A 19,444-nucleotide genomic window follows, 5' to 3' on the forward strand; every position below is an offset into this window, starting at 1 on the left:
AGACAATTACTTTGCCAAGCGACCATTTGGCGACAAATTGACACGGAATTACTTATTTGATTACAGGGTGCTGCCTATTTCTTACCTTTGCACCTCGAATTGCGATAAATGACAAAAGTATTTTTAAAGAAAAGTATACAAAACAGGGTTTTGCTGGGTCATCCCTGGGTGTTTGGTAATGAAGTGAATGAAATCGACGGGCCGGTAGATGCTGGTGATACCGTGGATGTCTATACTCATAAAGGCACCTTTGTTGGCCGTGGTTACATCAATCCGCAGTCCCAGATCCTGGTTCGCCTGCTCACCCGCGATAAGCGCGAAGAGATCAACGATGAATTCTTTTATCGCAGGCTGCTGAAGTGCTGGGAATACCGTAAAAAGATCGGTTATGTGGAAAACTGCCGTCTGGTATTTGGTGAGGCCGATGAAATGCCTGCCCTGATCATCGATAAATTCAATGACTACCTCGTTATCCAGACGCTGGCGCTGGGTATGGAAAAATGGAAAGGTGCCATCGTAGATGCGCTGAACAGGATTTTCAGTCCTAAAGGCATCTATGAAAGAAACGATGTGCCTGTTCGTGAGCTGGAAGGCATGCAGCAACAGAAAGGCTTCCTCTCTGCTCCGTTCGATACCAACGTCATCATCAATGAAAACGGTCTGAAATTCCATGTCGACATTGAAAATGGCCAGAAAACAGGCTATTTCCTTGATCAGCAGGATAACCGCCGCGCCATCCAGCATATCGTGAAAGGTGCCGACGTACTGGAAGCATTCTGCTATACCGGTACTTTCTCCTGCCATGCCGGCTATTATGGCGCTAAAAGCGTAATGGGCCTCGATATCTCCGAGCATGCCGTTAACACCGCACGTCGTAATGCCCAGCTGAACAACCTCCAGGATATATGTAAGTTCCAGGCAGTGAATGCTTTTGATCAGCTGAAAACATGGACCAAAGAAGAAAAGAAATTTGATGTTGTTATACTGGATCCACCGGCATTTACCAAAAGCCGTGAGAATATCCAGAAAGCAATTACTGGTTATAAAGAGATCAACCTGCGTGGTATGAAGTTGCTGAAACCAGGTGGATTCCTGGTAACGGCTTCCTGTACCAACCTGGTACCGCCAAGCCTGTTCCTGGAAATCATCGATATGGCCGCCAAAGACGCCAGAAAAAAACTGCGTCAGGTGACCTTCCAGACCCAGGCGCAAGACCACCCGATCCTCTGGAATATCGAGAATACAACATATCTCAAGTTCCTGATCGTGGAAGTACAGTAGATATAGATCTGCGGTAGCTCACCGTTCATTTTATTGAAAGCAGTCTCTATTTTGCAGAGGCTGCTTTTTTTGTTCCTCTTTCGCTTATAATAGTTAGGATGCCTGATTGTATGGCTGCCTGAAATGACAAAAAAAAGCCGGCCCTACCAAGTAGAGCCGGCTATAATATCTTCAGATAAAATTATCTTTATTTTACTACGTTGAATTTTCCTGATTCTACCAGGTTACCGCGCTGATCTCTCAACTGGTAAATGTATAGTCCACTATAGTAGTTAGACAGATTTACGCTGGTACGTACCCCTATACCTTTCAGCTGATCTATTTTTTTACCAAGGAAATTGTACACAATAAGATCATATGGTTGTTCGTTATTATGTAGCTGTGTAATTTCGAAGTTAACGATGTTAGTAGCAGGGTTAGGGTATAGTTTTACAATTTTACTACCCCCGTCCGTTGCCGGTTGGGATTTGTCGTTTTGAGCTCTGACCGCAAAGGTACAGAGGCAAAAAAACAGGGTAAATAAGAGGGTAGAGGATTTTAACATAGTCTTATAAAGATAAAAATTTATTCAAATATTTCCTAATTTTTGATTGTTAAATCACACAAGAAACCTGTGCACTTTTCCCTATAAATTTAACAAATACAACGCCATTTTGTTATATTTTTTGCTCTTTTTATGTAAAATTTAACGGTTTATTGAGCAATATTTTGTAATGCTTTGACATACAATATTTTTGATCGTCTAAAATCTTGGGCAATTCACACTTTCCAACGTACTGTTCCGACTGTTCAGGAAGCCTTTAAACACCAACGATATCTCAAATCCCCCGAAACTCTGACTAGCCGTTCTCAGCTGTGAGATATTGGTATCATAGGACATACCCAGCTCATACTTATCCATATCGAGCTTTACCGTCGGGATAATGGCATCGTTCCATCTCAGGAAGAGGCCGCCGGAAATGCTTTTTGTGGATTCAAGTCCACGGTCCATGAGGGCATACCGTAGCATACCGCCGCCAATATACTCAGAGTAGGTTCCCTGGTGCAACTGGTTATATTCTGCAATCACCTTTACCCGCTCATCCACCGGAATGGAGATACCGGCATTGAACGTCAGTTTGGGCTGGAGCAGGATCGTTTTATCGGCATAAAAGGACACTTTGGCACCCTGAAAATGGTAATAGCCCACCCCCAGGTAATAATTCACATCTTCCCGGATTACACTGTTATAACTCAGCCCGAAACCGGCATCCAGGTAGCCATAGCCCTTGAGGGCCAGCTTACCTTCCTCGCCGGTAGGCATGGTAGGGTCGAACCGGCCACCGGTATACTGGTTGTCGAATGTCATGTTGCCGGGGTCGAACTGGCGCTGTACATAACCGCCCATAAAACCCAAAGCAAGAAAACTTGTCTTGTCGGCATTCAGCGATTTATGGTAGTTGATGGCGGGGAATACCTGTGTCGACTGCAGCTTCGACGTTCCTGCCCTGTCGTAGGTAAACTGCAGGCCGGTGGTAAGGTAATCATTCCCCTGACCTACCGGAAATTTGATCTCACCACTGAGCGTACCTGTCTGGTAGGCGGTGGTGACATTATTCCATTGGTTACGGTATACGGCCTGTACCCGCACATCTCCATTGAAAATACCTATCAGCGCAGGGTTGCGGAGTATAGGCGTTTCATAGAACTGCGACAGGTGGATGTCTTGCGCAACCAGTGCCGGTGTAATTAACACGCTTGCCGTAAACAGTAATATGCCGTATAAGTATTTCATAAATTATCTGACTAAGGTGACGTTGCCTTTTAATTGCATGAATTCATTGGTATCGCAGTAGGCTTCAATGAAATAGATGTAAACATCCGCGGATTGCGGCTTTCCTTTAAACATCCCATCCCAGCCCTTGGAAATATCATCGGTATTGAATTGCTCACGGTGATATACTTCCTGGCCCCAGCGGTTAAAAATCCTGAATGATTTCACAAAGCTGATTCCCTTGCCGCGTGGATAGAATATATCATTTACGCCATCGCCATTAGGACTAAAGGTGTTAGGGATGAAGATGGCATCACTTTTACAAACCAGGTCTATACTCACGATATCGCTTTTAGAGCAGCCAAAAGCATTGGTGCCGGTAACGCTGTATGTCATGGGCTTACGGATCGCCGCACTGACAGCCGGACAGGTCGTACAATCCAGATAATCCGTGGGCGACCATTGCCATTTGACTACATCTATGGAACCTGTAGCGATGAGGCGTACCACAGAACCTACCGGAACCTCCTGATCTTTGCCCGCTTCCACACTGGGAACGGGTTTTACAGACAGCTTCACGGATACCGGTGCGCTATAGGGACACATCGGATCGTTGGTGCCGGTAACCTGATAGGTGATATCTGCTACCGGTGTACTCACCGGGTCTGCAATTTTATTGTTGGTAAGACCATCCACGGGTGTCCAGTTGTAATAGGTGGCGCCAGTGGCCTGCAGTTTGGCAGAGCTGCCATAGCAGACATTCATGTTCGGCGTTACCGTCAGCGAAACTTTTGGTACTACCGAAATATCAGTAGAATCGTACACCGTACAGCCGTAAGCGTTAGTAGCCAGTGCTTTATAGCGGGTATTGACTACCGGCGATGCTGTTGGCGTAGTGCAATAGGTACAGCTGAGGTTATCCGTAACGAGCCATTGCACGTTGCCATCGGTAATGGCGTTGAGCGTAGTACCGCTGCCTTCGCAGATCTTAGCCTGTGTCGAAGATACTTTAATGAATGGCGATGGGTTGATGGTAATGGACCTCGTGATAGAATCCATGCAATTTCTCGCATCGGTAATTACCAGTTTCACGGTGTAATCACCAGAGGCGGAATAATTGGTAGCCGGTGGTGTTTGTGCCGTGGAGGCAAGACCATTGCCAAGATCCCATCGCCAGTTGGTCAGTGGTGTATTCGGTGAGGTGGCAGATGTATTTTTTAAGTTTACAGGCTGGCCTGCACATGCGCCGCCAGTAATTGCAAAATCTGCCACAGGGGCCAGTATGCGGATGTTGCCTACTTTGGTAACAACATCAGTACAATACATGGCATCTTTATAATTAATAATCAGTTTATCGTCGAAATTACCGCTGACAGGGAAGGTTTTCTCATAGCTCTGCTGGGTGGTGGTAGCACTGGAGCCATCCCCGAACTGCCAGGTATAGCTGGCAACCAGTTCCTGTGGTATGTTCAGCACCTCATAGGTGGCTTTGCTTCCCCGGCAGATGGCACTAACCCCTGCGGTGAAGTCGGGCAGGAAATAGTAAACTGTCTGAAAGCTGCTATGGCTGCAGGCGCCGTTGTTGTCTTTCACCGTCAGGCGCACCGTGTATTTTCCGGTAACGGAATACTGGTGTGTGGTATTTTGGGTGGTTTCTAACGGGCTGTTATCGCCAAAGTCCCACTCATAGGTACTTGTAGCGGTAGTATTGGTAGAGGTATTGGTAAAGGTAAAGGCAGTTCTGTTTGTACATGACCTGGAGGCAGAAAAGGAAGATACAGGCCCGGTGATGGTTACGGGCATAGATACCGGGCTGGTATAACAGCCATTGCTGCCTGCTTTCAGCTGAATGGTCAGGTTGCCGGAAGCAAGGAAATTATGTTTCAGGTCGTAGGCGGTGGTGTCCAGCGTGGAGCCGTCGCCAAAGTCCCAGAAGTAGTTTCCGGCATATTTGGCATCAGCCAGTACGCGTACGGGTTCTCCTACGCAGGCAGTTGTTGGTGATACCGTGAAACTCACGCCGGATGGTGGATTGCCGGTATGTATCTGTTTGGGAAAAGCTTTCGTTACGGTGCAGCCACTGTTGGTGGTCATGGTAACGGTTATATCGTAGGTGCCTGTTTGGGCGTAGGTATGATTAATAGTAGCATTACCTGCCTGAATGGTGCCGTCACCGAAGTTCCAGGTGTATCCTGAAACGGGGTCTGTGGCGGGATTGGTAGCAGTAGCGGAAAATGCGGCGGTATAAGGTACACATCCACCTGTTGGACTGGTTACAGCAACATCAGGAATGGAGATATTGATGTATTCAGATTTTACCAGCTTTTGTGTACAGCCGGTACTGTTAGTAACGGTAAGGGTTACACTGAATTTACCTGCTTTGCCATAGGCATGTGTAATGGTGCTGGTGGTAGATTGTACCGGCGCAGAGCCATCTCCGAAATCCCAGGTGCGGTATTGGGCGCCCGGTGTTACATCGGTGAAAGTGGCGGTATATAGTTTACAGCTCTGAGTAATATTCGCGTTAAAATCTACCGCAGGTATATCTCCCACAGTTATCTGTCTGTAATAGGTGCTTTCTCCGTTATAGTATTTGGCAGTAAGCGTTATTGTTTTTTGTCCTCCGGTGGTATAGGTAACGGATGGATTGGCGTCATGGGAGCTGCGTCCGTCGCCAAAATCCCAGGTATACATTACCGGGGTACCTGTCGTTGTGTTTTGTAAGGTGAAGGTTACAGGAGCACAAAGGGAAGCTGGGGAGGCTGTATAGTTGAAGCCCGCTTGCTGTGCCAGCACTTTCCCACCTGTTAATATGATTAACAGTAACAACAATGTCTTTAAACATCTTGCCGGATGGTATTTCATAGGTTGCAGCGGTTTTTCATAGAAATCAGCACACAAATTAACTAAAAAAACAATAAATACACTATTTTATCTATATAATACAGGAATTCAATTATTTATCTATTTAAATATTGATTATCTTAACAAAGTAATGTTTCCTTTCAGCAGGCCATCGCCGCCTTTATCGCAGATAACTTCTGCAAAATAGACGTAGACATCCGGGGTAAGTACTTGTCCTTTGAAGGTACCGTCCCAACCTTTCGAGATATCATCCGGGTTGAAATTGTATCGTTCAAACAGCAGTTGTCCCCAGCGGTTAAAGATCTTAAATGACCTTACTTCCTTCACCCCTCTTCCCCGGATATAGAAAATATCATTGACACCGTCTCTGTTTGGAGAGAAGGTATTGGGAATGAAGATATTGGCGTTATCGCAGAGCAGTTTGATACTGACATCGTCGGTACTCTTACAACCATATTGGTTGGTCACTTCTACGAAATAGGTCACATCATTTTTAGGTGTTGCCGTAGGGTTCAGGCAGGTATAGCAGCTGAGGTCGGCCTGTGGCGTCCAGCGTACCTGCGTGATATCTTCACTACCGGTAACTGCCAGCGGTAAAATGGAGCCGGTAGAGGCGGTAAGGTCGGGGCCCGCATTTACTATTGGTGTTGGATTTACGGTAACGTGCGACGTGGCTTTTACTTCGAAGCAATTGAATTTATCAAATCCACTCACTACATAATCAGTGCTGATTTCAGGTTTTACCAAAGGGTTGGGAATGCTGGTATTACTGAGTCCTGGCGCTGGCGCCCACTGGTAACGGTATGCGCCGGATGCCTGCAGGAAGGTACCGGTACCGTGGCAGATAGCGTAATTACTGGTGGTTACCGTAAATGGTTGCGTTACTGTAAAATGTACCGATTTTGTATTCGTACAGCCGTAAGGGTTAGTAGCGACAACCGTATAGGTCGTATCAATATCTGGTGTAATCTGTGGTGTTTTGCTGCTGGCGTTATCAATGTTATAGTTGGTCCAGGTCACTGTCGCATCGGCATCGGTATTGGCCATCAGTAGTATCGGGTTACCACGGCAGATATTGATCTGGTCAGGCGTTGGTGCCAGCGACGGAGATACGTGCACGTTAATCTGGCTCAGGGCAGTGCTGGGGCAGCTGCCATCTTCATTGGTAATCGTCAGGCTGACAGGAATGATACCACCGGTATTGGCAACGAAGCTGATAGGGGCCGTTGTATTGTTGTTGATATCCGGCGCAATATTCCATAACCATTTTGCATTCGGAACACCGGCGGTTTCGCTACCTGTGATGGTAGCAGTTGCATACTGGCAGATATCCGGGATAGTGCTGACATTGGCTTTGGGCTGTGTAGGAATCGTCAGGTTTTTTTGTTTTTCAGCTGTACAGCCATAAGCACTGACAACCGTCAGTTTCACAGTGCTGGCGCCGGGAGTCGGATAATTGAATACGCCGTTTCTGTTGATACTGTTGTTATTTGGAAGTCCGCTACGTCCGAAATCCCAGCTGCTGCTGTATGGTAATGCGAGCGAATCTTCTGTAAGCGAATTTGATTTATTCAGGAATATCACCTGTCCGCCGCCACAGGCAGCGCTATTGTCGATGTCAAAATCTGCGACTGCTTTATCTACAATGAGTCTGTCTGTTGAAGTTGCCGGTACTGCGCAGCCTTTATCATCGGTGAGTATCACGCGTGGATAGAAGATACCTTTGGTCGTGTAGGTATGGTTTGGAGAAACTGGTACTGTAGTTTTTTCTACAACACCGTCATCAAAATCCCAGGCATAACTTACGGTTTTGGTGGCAACAGCTGACATCTGCATGTCCAGTGGCGCACAGCCCTGGTTAGGCGTGAAGCTCATGGTGCCATCAGGGCCATCCACCTTCATTGTTTGGGTGGTGGTACTGCTACATCCGCCGCTGGTATATACGGTGAGTACAATATTGTAAGTGCCTGCTTTCGTATAGTTATGACCGTCAGGGTTGTCGTTGGCAGTAAAGGAGCCATCTCCGAAATCCCATTTGGTGGTAGCGAAATCAGTACTGTTATTGGTAAATACTACTTTGGCTGGCGGACAAGGGGCCAACGTTGCCGGCATGCTGAAATCTGCTTTAGGATCTGGTACACGCAGCTTTTGAGTGGCAGTATCCGTACAGCCGTTTGCTGTAGTGGTGATTAGTTTTACGGTATAGCTGCCGGCGGCTGCATAGCCTTTAACAGGGTTGGCATCTGTACTGCTGGTACCATCTCCAAAGTCCCACTGGAAGCTGTTGGCATTGGTGGAAGCATTGTAGTACTGGTAATCCTGGTTGAGGCAGGGTTCTTCTGTTGCCAGTACAAAATCTGCCTTGTGGGTGTCCAGTATATAGTTCTGTACCGCCATGACGGTACAGTTGTTTTTGTCAGTAACGTTAAGGGTTACCTGGTAGTAACCATCGTTAACGTATTGATGTGTAGTATTTGCCGGACCAGTGGTTTTGGTCTCTTCGGCGCTGTAGTCGCCGAAGTTCCACACCCATTTTGTGAGCTGGTTACCACTGTTGACAGTGCTCAGATCTGTAAAGGTAATATCCTCATCCCGGCAGGGTTTTCCAGTTATCTGGAATTTAGGAATGGCGCCATTGATGGTAATATTTTCAATATTTGATTTACGCAAACAGCCATTCTGATCTGTAGCCACCACCTGTACCTGGTATTGGCCAGGTGTGCTGTAAGTATGTGTGTAATTGGTGTTCCAGGCAGAGTACCCGTCAATCGCTCCGTCTCCCCAATAGATGGCAAATTGCTGTTCCAGCGCAGGGTCAGTGATGCTGACATTTACAGAATAGTCCGTGCCTACACATACCGCTGCGTTAGCACTCTTAATGACAGGAAGTTGTGTGACTATATAAACTCTGTCTTTGTAGGTATTGTCACAAACACCATTGTTTATAGACAGTGTAACATCGTATATCCCTTGCTGGGCATAGGTATGGGAAGGGTTAGGATCTGTGCTGAGTGGTGTTTTATCGCCGAAATCCCAGGAATAATTTTTAGGCAGCGACGGATCATTTCCCCATCTGGAATTATCAGTAAACTGTCTGAATAAATTATTATCGCAATCTACTGTAGTAGCCCATTCTGCAATAGGTGGATTGATGCTGATATAATCAACTTTGGTAAGCTCGTTCTGACAACCGTAATTAAACACTGTCAGGGTGATAGTCTGCATCCCGAAGTTGTGGAATGTATGGGAAGGGTTTTCTTCTGAAGAGAAGGTAGATCCAGGGTTCCGTGGATCGTCCTGATCGGTCACGAACTGCCACAGCCATCTTTGTCCCGGAGGTGTTGACTTGTTGGTAAACTGTATCGGATCTTTTGCACAGGATACCAGTGGTGTACCAACAAAATCTACCACAGGTTTGAATCCCGACTGGATCATCGTGGTGGTGGTGACTTTACAGCCATTGAGCGTGGTCCCTGTTAAAGTAACGGTATGGTAGCCTTCTGTGGTAAAGGTATGAAGGGCAGATGTACCCACAGCTGTGCCACCGTCTCCGAAGTCCCAGGTGAAGTTAATAAAAGGTTCTTCCGGTGTAGTGCTGCTGATAGCCGTAAATTTTACATCTAAAGGAATGCAGCCTTCTATTTGGTCTGGCTGAATGGTGAGTCCTGGTAAGGAGTAGTCAGCGCTGACAGTGTTGGTGACGCTACATCCTTCCGCTGACGTGGCAGTCAGCGTTACCGGATAATTTTTATTCTGCGTAAAGGTATGTGTTGGATTTTGTAACGTAGAAGTGGTGCCATCACCGAAGTTCCACAGCCAGGTAGCGGCATTGCTGTTTTGCGTTGTAAACTGCGTAGTTACAGGCATAGCGCATTGTTTGGCTGGATTGGCAACACCAAGATCTGTTGGTAACGGATTAAGTGTTACCGGTACAGAGATCACATCTGTACAGCCATCCAGTGTAACCGATAACGTTACCATTGACCCCTGATAATTAATTCTTTTTACCGCATTATCAGTGCGTTGAACGGTGCCGTCATCAAAGGTCCAGATGGAAGAGGTAGGTGTAGGTTGGGTGGTGTTGGTGAAAACTACATCTTCACCCAGACAGGCGTGGTATTCGAAAGCCGCTTTGAGTCCACCTACGGTGATATAGTTTTTTTTAGTGGTGGCAGCCTGGCAGGAGCCGTTGAAGGCTTTCAGCGAAACCGTGTAGCTACCAGCTTTTGTATAGGTATGCTGGGGAGATGAACCCGTAGTACCATCACCGTAGTCGTAGGTATAGGTATAGACTTTGTTAGGATCTCTGGTAGTATTGATAAAAGTAACGTCGAAAGGAGTGGTACAGCTACCTGTTTTTACTGCGGTGAACGTAGGTTCATCAGCGGCTCTGACAGTAACTGCTATGGGTGAACTGTTGCTGCGGCAGCCCCAGTTGTTGGTAACAATGGTGCCGACGTTGTAGGTGCCTTCATAATCAAATTTGTGGCTGATTGTCCCGCCCTGTGTCCCATCTGCGAAGGTGCCATCGCCGAAATCCCAGGAAATATTTTTGATCGTACCATCAGGTGTACTGCTATTGTCAGTAAAAGAAAGTGTACCATGCTGGCATACATCTGTAACTGTTCCGGTGGCAATAGCGGTGGGATTATCGTGTACAACAATGTCCAGTGTTTTTTCGATAGTGCCTGTAGGATATACAGCCGTTACCTTTACATGGTAAGTTTTCGGAACGCTGTATGTTTTTTGGGGAGTCAGGTTATCTTTGACTGTAGCGCCCTGGTCGAAGTCCCACACGATGCTGGTATATCCAGGATCGGCGGTAGCGGAAAAGCTCACGAGCATAGGTGAACATCCACTGGTATTATCTGCTTTTATGCTCACATTCTGTGCATATATCTTGCTGATACTTAACATCAGAATGACACAAATAGCAATGATTTTTCTATAGGTATAGGTAAGGTTATTCATGGCATAGGTACCCTATATAGGGTCTGGTTCATATATATAATAATCTATAAAAATAGTATTTAAATTATAACATCGGCCTATAATTTGATCGGTATAATATTAGATTTCTCTGAAATTTAATGTTAGCAGTTAAATTACCTATATTAGCCAGATGCAGTTATTAGATGGAAATTATTGGAACGAGCGTTATCAACATCATCAAACCCAATGGGATATGGGGATGGTATCTCCCCCGCTGAAAGCCTATGCAGATCAACTGACCAACAAAGCTACGCGTATACTCATTCCCGGAGGCGGCAACAGCTATGAGGCCGGATATCTCTGGGAACAAGGATTTACAAATATTACCGTACTCGATATTGCAGCTGCTGTTACTGATCAGCTGAAGGAGCGTTTTGCCGCTACCGGTATCCGTGTACTGGAAGGCGATTTCTTTGCACACCACGAAACCTATGAACTCGTACTGGAACAAACATTCTTCTGCGCGTTGGACCCGTTACTGCGGATTGATTATGTGCAGCATATGAGTGAAATGATCGTTTCTGGCGGAAAACTGACAGGTGTTTTGTTTAACAGAACGTTTTCGCATGATGGTCCTCCTTTTGGAGGAAATGTGACGGAATATAAAGAGTTGTTTTCGCAGGATTTTGAATTGAAAGTCATGGAAGATTGCTATAACTCACATCCGGCAAGGCAGGGGAGCGAAGTGTTTATTAATTTTGTGCGTAAATAAGTGAAGATGATTTGTTTTATTAATTTTATCTCGAAATATAGCTTATGAAGAAGATATTTATTGCGGTTGCTATCCTGTGTGCAGGTTTTGCTGTAAAAGCACAGGACAAAGAAGATGCAACTGCCTTTGCCAAAGATATTAAGCAAAGCGGCGTACAGGTTTTTGATGTAAGAACAGCCGCAGAATATAAAACCGGACATTTGCCAAACGCTTTACAGGCCGACTTTACACAGAAATCAGAATTCTATGAAAGAGCGAAATACCTGGACAAGCAAAAGCCGGTGTATGTTTATTGTCTGGGTGGTGGCCGTAGTGCCGGCGCTGCCAAATGGATGCGTGAAAATGGCTTTACTAAAGTAGTGGAGCTGGAAGGGGGCATCAATGCCTGGAAACAGAGCGGTCTGCCGGTAGATGATGCAGCGGTGAAAGCGCCACAACTGACGATGGATAACTACAACCAGCAGGTAAAAGTAAAAGGCTGGGTGTTGACAGACGTAGGCGCAGCGTGGTGTCCGCCTTGCCGCCAGATGGAGCCGGTGTTAAAAGACCTGTTGTCCAAGCGAAAAGATGTGAAACTGGTAAAAGTGGATGGCGGTAATGATACCGATGTAATGAAAGCTATTAATGCCACAACATTGCCAACGTTTATCGTTTATAAAGACGGCGTGGAACAGAGCCGATTTACAGGTGTAACCAGCAAGGATAACCTGGATGCGATGCTGAAATAAATTATTGCTATAAAAAAGGAAGGGTGTCTCTGTTTTGCGGAGACACCCTTCCTTTTTTATTTCAGGAACTTGTTAGTAGCGTAGTCAAGGAAATAGCTGAACTGTAGCGGTTTTCCGGTAATCTTCTCACATAGTTCATTGGAAGTGTAGAACCTTCCGAATGGATGTACATTTGTTCGCAGCCATTCCAGCAGCGAATGATATTGGCCGGAAGCGATGTCTGTGGCCAGCTCCGGTACCTGTTTCTGTGCGGCGGCAAAGAACTGTGCTGCATAGAAGCTACCGAGTGAATAGGTCGGGAAGTAGCCGAAGCTGCCGTGCGACCAGTGGATATCCTGCAATACGCCCTGTGCATCATCCGGCACATCTACGTGCAGGTATTGACGGTAGTATTCGTTCCAGGTGTGGTTCAGGTCTTTGGTGCTGATGCTGCCGTCTATCAGGCCTTTTTCTATCTCATAGCGGATCATGATATGAAAGTGATAGGTCAGTTCATCAGATTCTGTTCTGATCAGTGATGGCTGAACATGGTTGATGGCGTGATAGAATTCATCCAGGGAGACGTCGCTGAGGTTTTCGCTGAACAGCTGCTGTACCTTAGGGTACTGGAACTTCCAGAAGTCAAGGCTTCTGCCCACGTTGTTTTCCCAAAGGCGTGATTGAGACTCATGGATACCCAGGCTGGCAGCTTCTCCGCAGGGGAGGCCGTATTGTTCTGTGGGGAGCCCCTGTTCATAGAGTGCGTGGCCGCCTTCGTGGATACAGCTCCAGGTCATGTTGCTGAAATCATTTTCATCGATGCGGGTGGTCACGCGTACATCCAGCGGGTTGAAGCTGGTAGTGAAAGGGTGTTCGGAAATATCCTGGCGGCCGGCTTTCATATCGTACCCCATTTCTTTGAGGATATCGATGCCCAGTTTCCACTGTTTGTCTTTGTTGTAGCTGCGGTGGAGGAAGTCGCGGCGAACAGCGGGTTGCTGTGCTATTTTATCCAGTACCGGTGATAGGGCAGACTTTACTTCCGTGAAGATGGTATCGAGCATGGAAGTATTGGCGCCTTTCTCGTATTCATTGAGGAGGGCGTTGTATGGGTGGTCTTCGTAGCCGAGGATGTCCGCTTCTTTCCTTTTCAGTTCTACCATGCGGGTAAGTGTCGGTGCAAAGAGCTGGTAGTCATTGGCTTTGCGGGCTTTGATCCATGCGTGATAGGCCTGATTGGTAGCTTCAGAGATTTCCGCTACCAGGGCGGCCGGGTATTTTTTGTTTTTATCGTAATCTTCGATGGAGAGCAGAATATTTTTTTGTTGAACCGCGTTGAGTTCAGTGTTGTTTTGGAGTTGATGCAGCAGTGTGCCGAGGTCGTCAGCGGTAAATAGTTCGTGTGCGATAGAGCTGAGGGTGGTAATTTGCTGACCACGGAAGGCGGCGCCTTTTTCTGGGAGATAGGTTTCCTGGTCCCAGCCCAATACGGCGATTGCGTTCCTTACATCTGCAATTTTTTGCATCTTTAGTTTATAATCGGCATATTGTTCTGCTGTAGATTTGCTTCCTGGCATAACTGATATTTTTTTGCAAAAGTAAGTTATGAGCAGAAGAACCATTAATTTTTAGCTTTATGAAGATAAAAGAGATTATCCAGGCGATTGAGCAGTATGCTCCTTTACAGTACCAGGAGAGTTATGACAATGCCGGGCTTATTTTCGGGGATGCCTCCAGGGAGGTAACAAATGTGCTTTTGACGCTGGATGCCACCGAGGAAGTAATAGATGAGGCCATTGCAAAGGGATGTAACCTGGTAGTGGCGCATCATCCTATTGTTTTTGGCGGGCTGAAGAAGATCAATGGGAGTAATTATGTGGAGCGGGTGGCTATCAAGGCGATCAAGCATGATGTGGCGGTATATGCGGCGCATACCAACCTGGATAATGTGCGGAATGGCGTATGTGCGGAAATGGCTGCCAGGCTGGGTTTAACGAACTGTAAGGTATTACAGCCTAAAAAGGGGCTGCTGAAGAAGCTGTACACCTTTGTGCCGGCAGCAGATGCCGAAAAGGTCAGGAAGGCGCTTTTTGAGGCCGGCGCGGGGCATATTGGCAATTACAGCGAGTGTAGTTACAATGGCGAGGGGCAGGGCACCTTTAAGGCAGGCGAGGGAGCGGACCCTTACGTTGGAAAGGTGGGTGAGCGACATTTTGAGGCCGAAACGAAATTGGAAGTGATTTTTCCGTTATATTTGGAAGGTCGTGTGATACAGGCGTTGCTGGGTAGTCATCCTTATGAAGAGGTGGCCTATGACATTGTAACGTTGGATAATATGTACCAGGAAGTAGGTTCGGGGCTGGTGGGAGAGTTGCCGGAGGCACAGGATGAGATGGCTTTTCTGCAGCTGGTAAAGGAGCGTTTTGGTACAGGTTGTGTGAAATACACGGCTTTGAGGGGTAAGTCGGTGAAAAAGATTGCGTTATGTGGTGGTGCGGGCAGTTTTCTGTTAAAGCGGGCCATAGGGGCAGGTGCCGATGTGTATATCTCCTCAGATTTCAAATATCATGAATTTTTTGATGCTGATAATCAAATAGTTATCGCAGATATAGGACATTTTGAGAGTGAGCAATTTACAGTGGAATTATTTTATCATATATTGACCGAAAAATTCCGTAATTTTGCGCCTCTTAAATCTACGATTAAAACAAACCCGGTAAATTATTTATAATACATGGCTACCGTAAAAGAATACTCCGTTGAAGAAAAATTAGCGTCTGTACTCAGATTGCAAAAGATTGATTCCAAGCTGGATGAGATCCAGGTGCTGAAAGGGGAGTTGCCGATTGAGGTGAAAGATCTGGAAGATGAAATCGAAGGATTGAACACCCGCCAGGCACACATTGAGAATGAGATCAAGGGTATCCAGGATTTCGTTGCCAATAAAAAAGCGGCGATTAAGGAAGCTGAAGCGCTGATCAAGAAATATGAGAAGCAGCAGGACAATGTGAAGAACAACCGTGAGTTTGAGGCTATCACTAAGGAAGTAGAGATGCAGAATCTCGAAATCAAATTAGCGGAAAAGCACATCAAGGATGCTAATGAAGAGGTGAAAGATAAGAGCCGCGTCCTGGAAAGCGCTAAAAGAGCGATCGGTGATAAAGAGGCGAATCTGAAACATAAGAAAGGCGAGCTGGAGAAAATCATTGCAGAAACAGATAAAGAAGAGAAAGAATTTGAAAAGGAAAGTGAAGCTGCCCGTGAAAAGGTAGATCCACGTTTACTGGCTGCTTATGAGAAGATCCGCAAAAACTATCGTAATGGTCTGGCAGTGGTTACCATTGTCCGTGATTCCTGCGGTGGTTGCTTCAATGCCATTCCTCCTCAGCGTCAGGCTGAAATCCGCCAGCACAAAAAGATTATAGTTTGTGAGCATTGCGGCCGTATCCTCGTGGATAACGATCTGGATGCTACCATCACTATCTAAGAAATAGCTAGGTTTACTTTTTTAGCGATCAGGAATTTGTTCCTGGTCGCTTTTTTTTGCTGTTGTTGCGTCCATCGAAAGCCCTGCGCGTATATCATCTCCCCGGAAAAAAATAACGCTAATAAAATTAGCGTCATATTACTAAAAATATTAGTTTTGCTGCGAACGCTTTCCGGGGGCTGGATAAGAAGCGTGTAACCACGCACCTTACTATAGTGGTATCCATGAAAATTCCGAATAGCCGGATAGGTAGTCTGGCAGCCATTTCGGGTTATTTTTCATTTACCGTTCAGCTCCGCAGATACTTTGCGTAATAGTTCTTTTTATTTGTGGCAGGAAATTGGATGCAATGAGGCAACTTTAGGAATTGTATTTTGTTTGATTGGTTTTAAGGAACTTTGACGTATGCGTATTGTTGTTTCATTACTCTTGGTACTCAGTATAGGCTTAAACGTTAGTGCCGGGCAAAAGGTCTACGACTTTAACAGCCGGTGTGAGCAAGCCTATGATGCTATCATGCAGCTCAGGATAAATGAAGGGAAAGCTTTGCTGGAAGAAGAAAAGAAAGATAACCCGGATAACCTGATTCCCTATTTTCTGGATGATTATGCAGATTTCTTCCCACTGTTTTTTAATGAAGACCCTGCTGAATACGCTAACAAGCGTGGCAGCAGAAGTTTCAGGCTCGATAAAATGGATGAAGGTCCGGAAGATTCTCCCTACTACCTGTATACACAGGCAGTTATTAAGTTTCACTGGGCACTCATCAAAGTAAAGTTCAATGAAAAGTGGGATGCCACCTGGGAAGTCAGGAAAGCATACATGATGCTGAAAGACAACCAGCGCAAGTTTCCGAACTTCGTACCCAACCGCTTGCTGCTGGGGTCGATGCAAACCGTTTTCGGGACCATCCCGGATGGATATAAGTGGATTACCAATATCCTGGGCATGAAAGGCAGTATTAAAGAGGGAATGAACAATGTGAATGCCTTTATAGACAGCAACGCGCCAGAGGCCAGACTGCTGCGGGAAGAATCCTACTATTACTATTGCTACCTGACCTTATTCGTGGTAAATAAACCGGAAGATACCTGGACTTTTTTACAACGTAAACAACTGGATACTAAGAATAATTACCTCTTTGCCCTCATGGTGGCCAACCTGGCGCTTAACAACCAGAAAGCCGCCACCGGGATCAAGGTATTGCAGGAAAGAAATGAAGGGAGTGAGTATGCAGATATCCAGTATTATAACTACGTATATGGTTTGCTGAAACTGACACGGTTAGATACAGACGCACATGTTTACCTGGAGAGATTTATCAATAATTTCAAAGGGAAGTTTTACCTGAAAGAATGCCTGCAAAGGCTTAGCTGGTTTTACTACATGGAAGGTAACCAGACCGCTGCCAATAAATACCGGCAGATGATCTTCAATAAGGGCGGACTGGAAACAGATGCCGACAAACAGGCCCTGAAAGAGGCCGAAAGCGGTAAATGGCCCAATCCATTCCTGCTGAAAGTACGATTGTTAAGTGATGGCGGTTATTTTAATGAGGCACTTAAACTGATCCTCACCAAAAAATCGACCGACTTTACCGATATATCCGAAAAACTGGAATATGCGTACAGGCTTGGCCGTATCTACGACGAAACCGGCCAGGACGATAAAGCCATCCAGATGTACGACGCCACCGTGAAAGTAGGGGCCAACAGGCCGGAATACTACGCCGCAAGGGCTTCGCTGCAAATGGGATATATCTACGAAAAAAGAAATGATAAGGCCAAAGCCATGCAATGCTACCAGCAATGTATGACCATGAAAGGCCATGATTATAAAAACTCCCTGGATGCAAGGGCTAAAGCAGGAATACAGCGTGTGAGCGGATCCTGATCCGGGAGTGCAGGTCGGAATAATTTATCACCTGACAGATAAGTTTTATCAACGTTTTCAGATAGATTATCCCGACTTTTACAGCGCATTTTTTATTATCCTGACTTATGTTACAGCGATTAATTATTAAGAATTACGCCATCATCGATCACCTGGAAGTTGATTTCTCAGGTAACCTGAATGTGATTACCGGTGAAACCGGTGCAGGTAAATCTATCCTGCTCGGAGCGCTCTCCCTGATACTGGGCGAAAGAGCGGATCCTGGTGTGCTGTTCAATAAGGCCGATAAATGTGTCGTGGAAGGTATCTTCCTGGTAAAAAACGGCCAGATATCCGCTTTCCTCCAGGAACATGAACTGGACCTGGAAGATCAGCTGATCATACGCCGCGAAATCAGTGCCGCCGGCAAATCCAGGGCCTTCGTCAACGATACCCCTGTCAATATCTCCCAGCTCCATGAACTCGCACAATACCTGGTAGACCTGCACCAGCAGTTTGATACCCTGGAACTCGGCAACGCCGACTTCCAGCGCGAAGTAATTGACGCATTAGCCAAACCTGCACAGCTGACAGCCTATCAGCAGCTGTTTACACAATACCTGCAGGTACAAAAAAGATATAAAGAACTCTTCGACAACAGAGACAATGCCAATAAAGAGCTGGACTATAATAAGTTCCTCCTCGATGAGCTGACAGAAGCCGATTTCAAGGAAAATGAAATCGAAGACCTCGACGCCGAACTACAGGTGCTCAGTCATGCCGAAGAAATCAAGAATACACTCAGTAAAGTATATTTTCAGCTGAAGGAAGATGAACAACCTATCCTTCAGACCCTGAAGCAGATACAGTCTTCCCTGATGACCATTTCCTCCTTCCATAAGGATGTACCGGCCGTAGCAGAAAGAATGCAATCGCTCTATGTAGAGCTGCAGGACATCACCGGTGATATCGACCGCCTCGGCGATCAGGTACAGTACGATGGCAACAGGATTGAGCAGGTAAACGAGCGTATGGCGATGGGCTATCGCTTCTTTAAAAAACACGGGGTGCAAACCACTGCCGAACTGCTGGAAATTAAAGCCACACTGGAACAGAAAGTAAGTAGTGTGCTCAATCTGGACGAGGAACTGGCACAACTGGAGCAGGAACAATCCAACCTCCGCCTGCAGCTGGAACAAATGGCAGAAAATATCTCTGCTACCAGGAAAGAAGCTGCTGCGCCTTTTGAGAAGAGAGTCAACGAATTGCTGGCACAGGTAGGGATGCCTAATGCCCGCATGAAAGTAGAGATTGTTCAGGGAGAACTGAATGCTTACGGCCATGATACGATAGACCTGTTGTTTGATGCCAATAAGAGCAATCATTTTGCGCCTGTGGGTAAAGTAGCCTCCGGTGGTGAGTTGAGCCGTATCATGCTTTGCGTGAAATCCCTGGTGGCGAAGTCGGTACATCTGCCTACCCTGATATTTGACGAAATCGATACCGGTATTTCCGGAGAAGCGGCGAAACAGGTAGGAGTTATCCTGAAAGACCTGGCCAGAGAACACCAGATTATCTGTATTACACACCAGCCACAAATTGCCGGAAAAGCCGACGCACATTACTTTGTATATAAAGATGCTGCTGCCGAGAAAGTGACTACCAGCGTGCGTTTGCTGTCGCTGGAAGAACGTATCAACAAGATCGCACAAATGCTCAGCGGAGAAAAGCCAACTGCGGCTGCCCTTGAAAATGCAAGGGAAATGGTACGTTAA

The 19,444-nt window shown here is 46.2% G+C and carries 12 protein-coding genes; 7 read left to right on the top strand and 5 right to left on the bottom strand.

Annotated elements, in window-relative coordinates:
* Positions 1 to 108 precede the first annotated feature (108 nt).
* A complete protein-coding gene (locus F3J22_RS07320; RefSeq protein WP_167015739.1) occupies positions 109 to 1,281 on the top strand; it encodes a class I SAM-dependent rRNA methyltransferase in 1,173 nt (390 codons plus the stop codon).
* Positions 1,282 to 1,468: 187 nt separating this feature from the next.
* On the opposite strand, the gene F3J22_RS07325 is transcribed toward F3J22_RS07320, so the two are convergent.
* The 4 genes from F3J22_RS07325 to F3J22_RS07340 form a co-directional block, all read right to left on the bottom strand.
* Positions 1,469 to 1,825 carry a T9SS type A sorting domain-containing protein gene (locus tag F3J22_RS07325; protein ID WP_167015740.1) on the bottom strand — a complete coding sequence of 119 codons (357 nt, stop codon included), beginning with the start codon at positions 1,823 to 1,825 and terminating at the stop codon, positions 1,469 to 1,471.
* A 198-nt stretch (positions 1,826 to 2,023) separates the two neighbouring features.
* Positions 2,024 to 3,055, bottom strand: coding sequence for a PorP/SprF family type IX secretion system membrane protein (locus F3J22_RS07330; protein WP_167015742.1), 1,032 nt, complete (start codon positions 3,053 to 3,055; stop codon positions 2,024 to 2,026).
* Between the two features lie 3 nt (positions 3,056 to 3,058).
* The gene (locus tag F3J22_RS07335) at positions 3,059 to 5,899 is read right to left on the bottom strand and encodes a PKD domain-containing protein (RefSeq protein ID WP_167015744.1); all 2,841 of its coding nucleotides are present in this window, start codon (positions 5,897 to 5,899) and stop codon (positions 3,059 to 3,061) included.
* A gap of 114 nt (positions 5,900 to 6,013) precedes the next feature.
* Positions 6,014 to 10,870 carry a PKD domain-containing protein gene (locus tag F3J22_RS07340; protein ID WP_167015746.1) on the bottom strand — a complete coding sequence of 1,619 codons (4,857 nt, stop codon included), beginning with the start codon at positions 10,868 to 10,870 and terminating at the stop codon, positions 6,014 to 6,016.
* Positions 10,871 to 11,021: 151 nt separating this feature from the next.
* On the opposite strand from F3J22_RS07340, the gene F3J22_RS07345 reads away from it, so the two are divergent.
* Positions 11,022 to 11,603: an SAM-dependent methyltransferase gene (locus tag F3J22_RS07345; RefSeq protein WP_167015748.1), complete on the top strand. Its 582-nt coding sequence runs from the start codon at positions 11,022 to 11,024 to the stop codon at positions 11,601 to 11,603.
* Positions 11,604 to 11,647: 44 nt separating this feature from the next.
* Positions 11,648 to 12,331: a rhodanese-like domain-containing protein gene (locus F3J22_RS07350; protein ID WP_167015750.1), complete on the top strand. Its 684-nt coding sequence runs from the start codon at positions 11,648 to 11,650 to the stop codon at positions 12,329 to 12,331.
* Between the two features lie 56 nt (positions 12,332 to 12,387).
* Here the strand turns inward: F3J22_RS07350 and F3J22_RS07355 are convergent, their stop codons facing one another.
* Entirely contained in the window at positions 12,388 to 13,887 is a 1,500-nt protein-coding gene (locus F3J22_RS07355) for a carboxypeptidase M32 (protein ID WP_167015752.1), read from the bottom strand.
* A 59-nt stretch (positions 13,888 to 13,946) separates the two neighbouring features.
* Here F3J22_RS07355 and F3J22_RS07360 point away from each other — a divergent pair, with 59 nt between their 5' ends.
* From F3J22_RS07360 to recN, 4 genes are all read left to right on the top strand, one after another.
* Complete coding sequence (locus tag F3J22_RS07360; RefSeq protein WP_167015754.1) at positions 13,947 to 15,041, top strand: Nif3-like dinuclear metal center hexameric protein; 1,095 nt, start codon at positions 13,947 to 13,949, stop codon at positions 15,039 to 15,041.
* Between the two features lie 3 nt (positions 15,042 to 15,044).
* A complete protein-coding gene (locus tag F3J22_RS07365) occupies positions 15,045 to 15,797 on the top strand; it encodes a zinc ribbon domain-containing protein (protein ID WP_167015756.1) in 753 nt (250 codons plus the stop codon).
* 405 nt (positions 15,798 to 16,202) lie between these two features.
* Positions 16,203 to 17,690 (top strand): tol-pal system YbgF family protein, encoded by a 1,488-nt coding sequence (locus F3J22_RS07370; RefSeq protein ID WP_167015758.1) that lies wholly within the window; start codon positions 16,203 to 16,205, stop codon positions 17,688 to 17,690.
* 107 nt (positions 17,691 to 17,797) lie between these two features.
* Positions 17,798 to 19,444: a DNA repair protein RecN gene (gene recN, locus F3J22_RS07375; RefSeq protein WP_167015760.1), complete on the top strand. Its 1,647-nt coding sequence runs from the start codon at positions 17,798 to 17,800 to the stop codon at positions 19,442 to 19,444.

The organism is Chitinophaga sp. Cy-1792 (assembly GCF_011752935.1).
Taxonomy (GTDB): domain Bacteria; phylum Bacteroidota; class Bacteroidia; order Chitinophagales; family Chitinophagaceae; genus Chitinophaga.

Bases quoted from the DNA above. Each gene is read 5' to 3' on its own strand.
- F3J22_RS07350 (WP_167015750.1), top strand. From the start codon at position 11,648: ATGAAGAAGATATTTATTGCGGTTGCTATCCTGTGTGCAGGTTTTGCT.
- F3J22_RS07330 (WP_167015742.1), bottom strand. From the start codon at position 3,055: ATGAAATACTTATACGGCATATTACTGTTTACGGCAAGCGTGTTAATT.
- F3J22_RS07345 (WP_167015748.1), top strand. From the start codon at position 11,022: ATGCAGTTATTAGATGGAAATTATTGGAACGAGCGTTATCAACATCAT.
- F3J22_RS07365 (WP_167015756.1), top strand. From the start codon at position 15,045: ATGGCTACCGTAAAAGAATACTCCGTTGAAGAAAAATTAGCGTCTGTA.
- F3J22_RS07335 (WP_167015744.1), bottom strand. From the start codon at position 5,899: ATGAAATACCATCCGGCAAGATGTTTAAAGACATTGTTGTTACTGTTA.
- F3J22_RS07360 (WP_167015754.1), top strand. From the start codon at position 13,947: ATGAAGATAAAAGAGATTATCCAGGCGATTGAGCAGTATGCTCCTTTA.
- F3J22_RS07325 (WP_167015740.1), bottom strand. From the start codon at position 1,825: ATGTTAAAATCCTCTACCCTCTTATTTACCCTGTTTTTTTGCCTCTGT.
- recN (WP_167015760.1), top strand. From the start codon at position 17,798: ATGTTACAGCGATTAATTATTAAGAATTACGCCATCATCGATCACCTG.
- F3J22_RS07370 (WP_167015758.1), top strand. From the start codon at position 16,203: ATGCGTATTGTTGTTTCATTACTCTTGGTACTCAGTATAGGCTTAAAC.
- F3J22_RS07355 (WP_167015752.1), bottom strand. From the start codon at position 13,887: ATGCCAGGAAGCAAATCTACAGCAGAACAATATGCCGATTATAAACTA.
- F3J22_RS07320 (WP_167015739.1), top strand. From the start codon at position 109: ATGACAAAAGTATTTTTAAAGAAAAGTATACAAAACAGGGTTTTGCTG.
- F3J22_RS07340 (WP_167015746.1), bottom strand. From the start codon at position 10,870: ATGAATAACCTTACCTATACCTATAGAAAAATCATTGCTATTTGTGTC.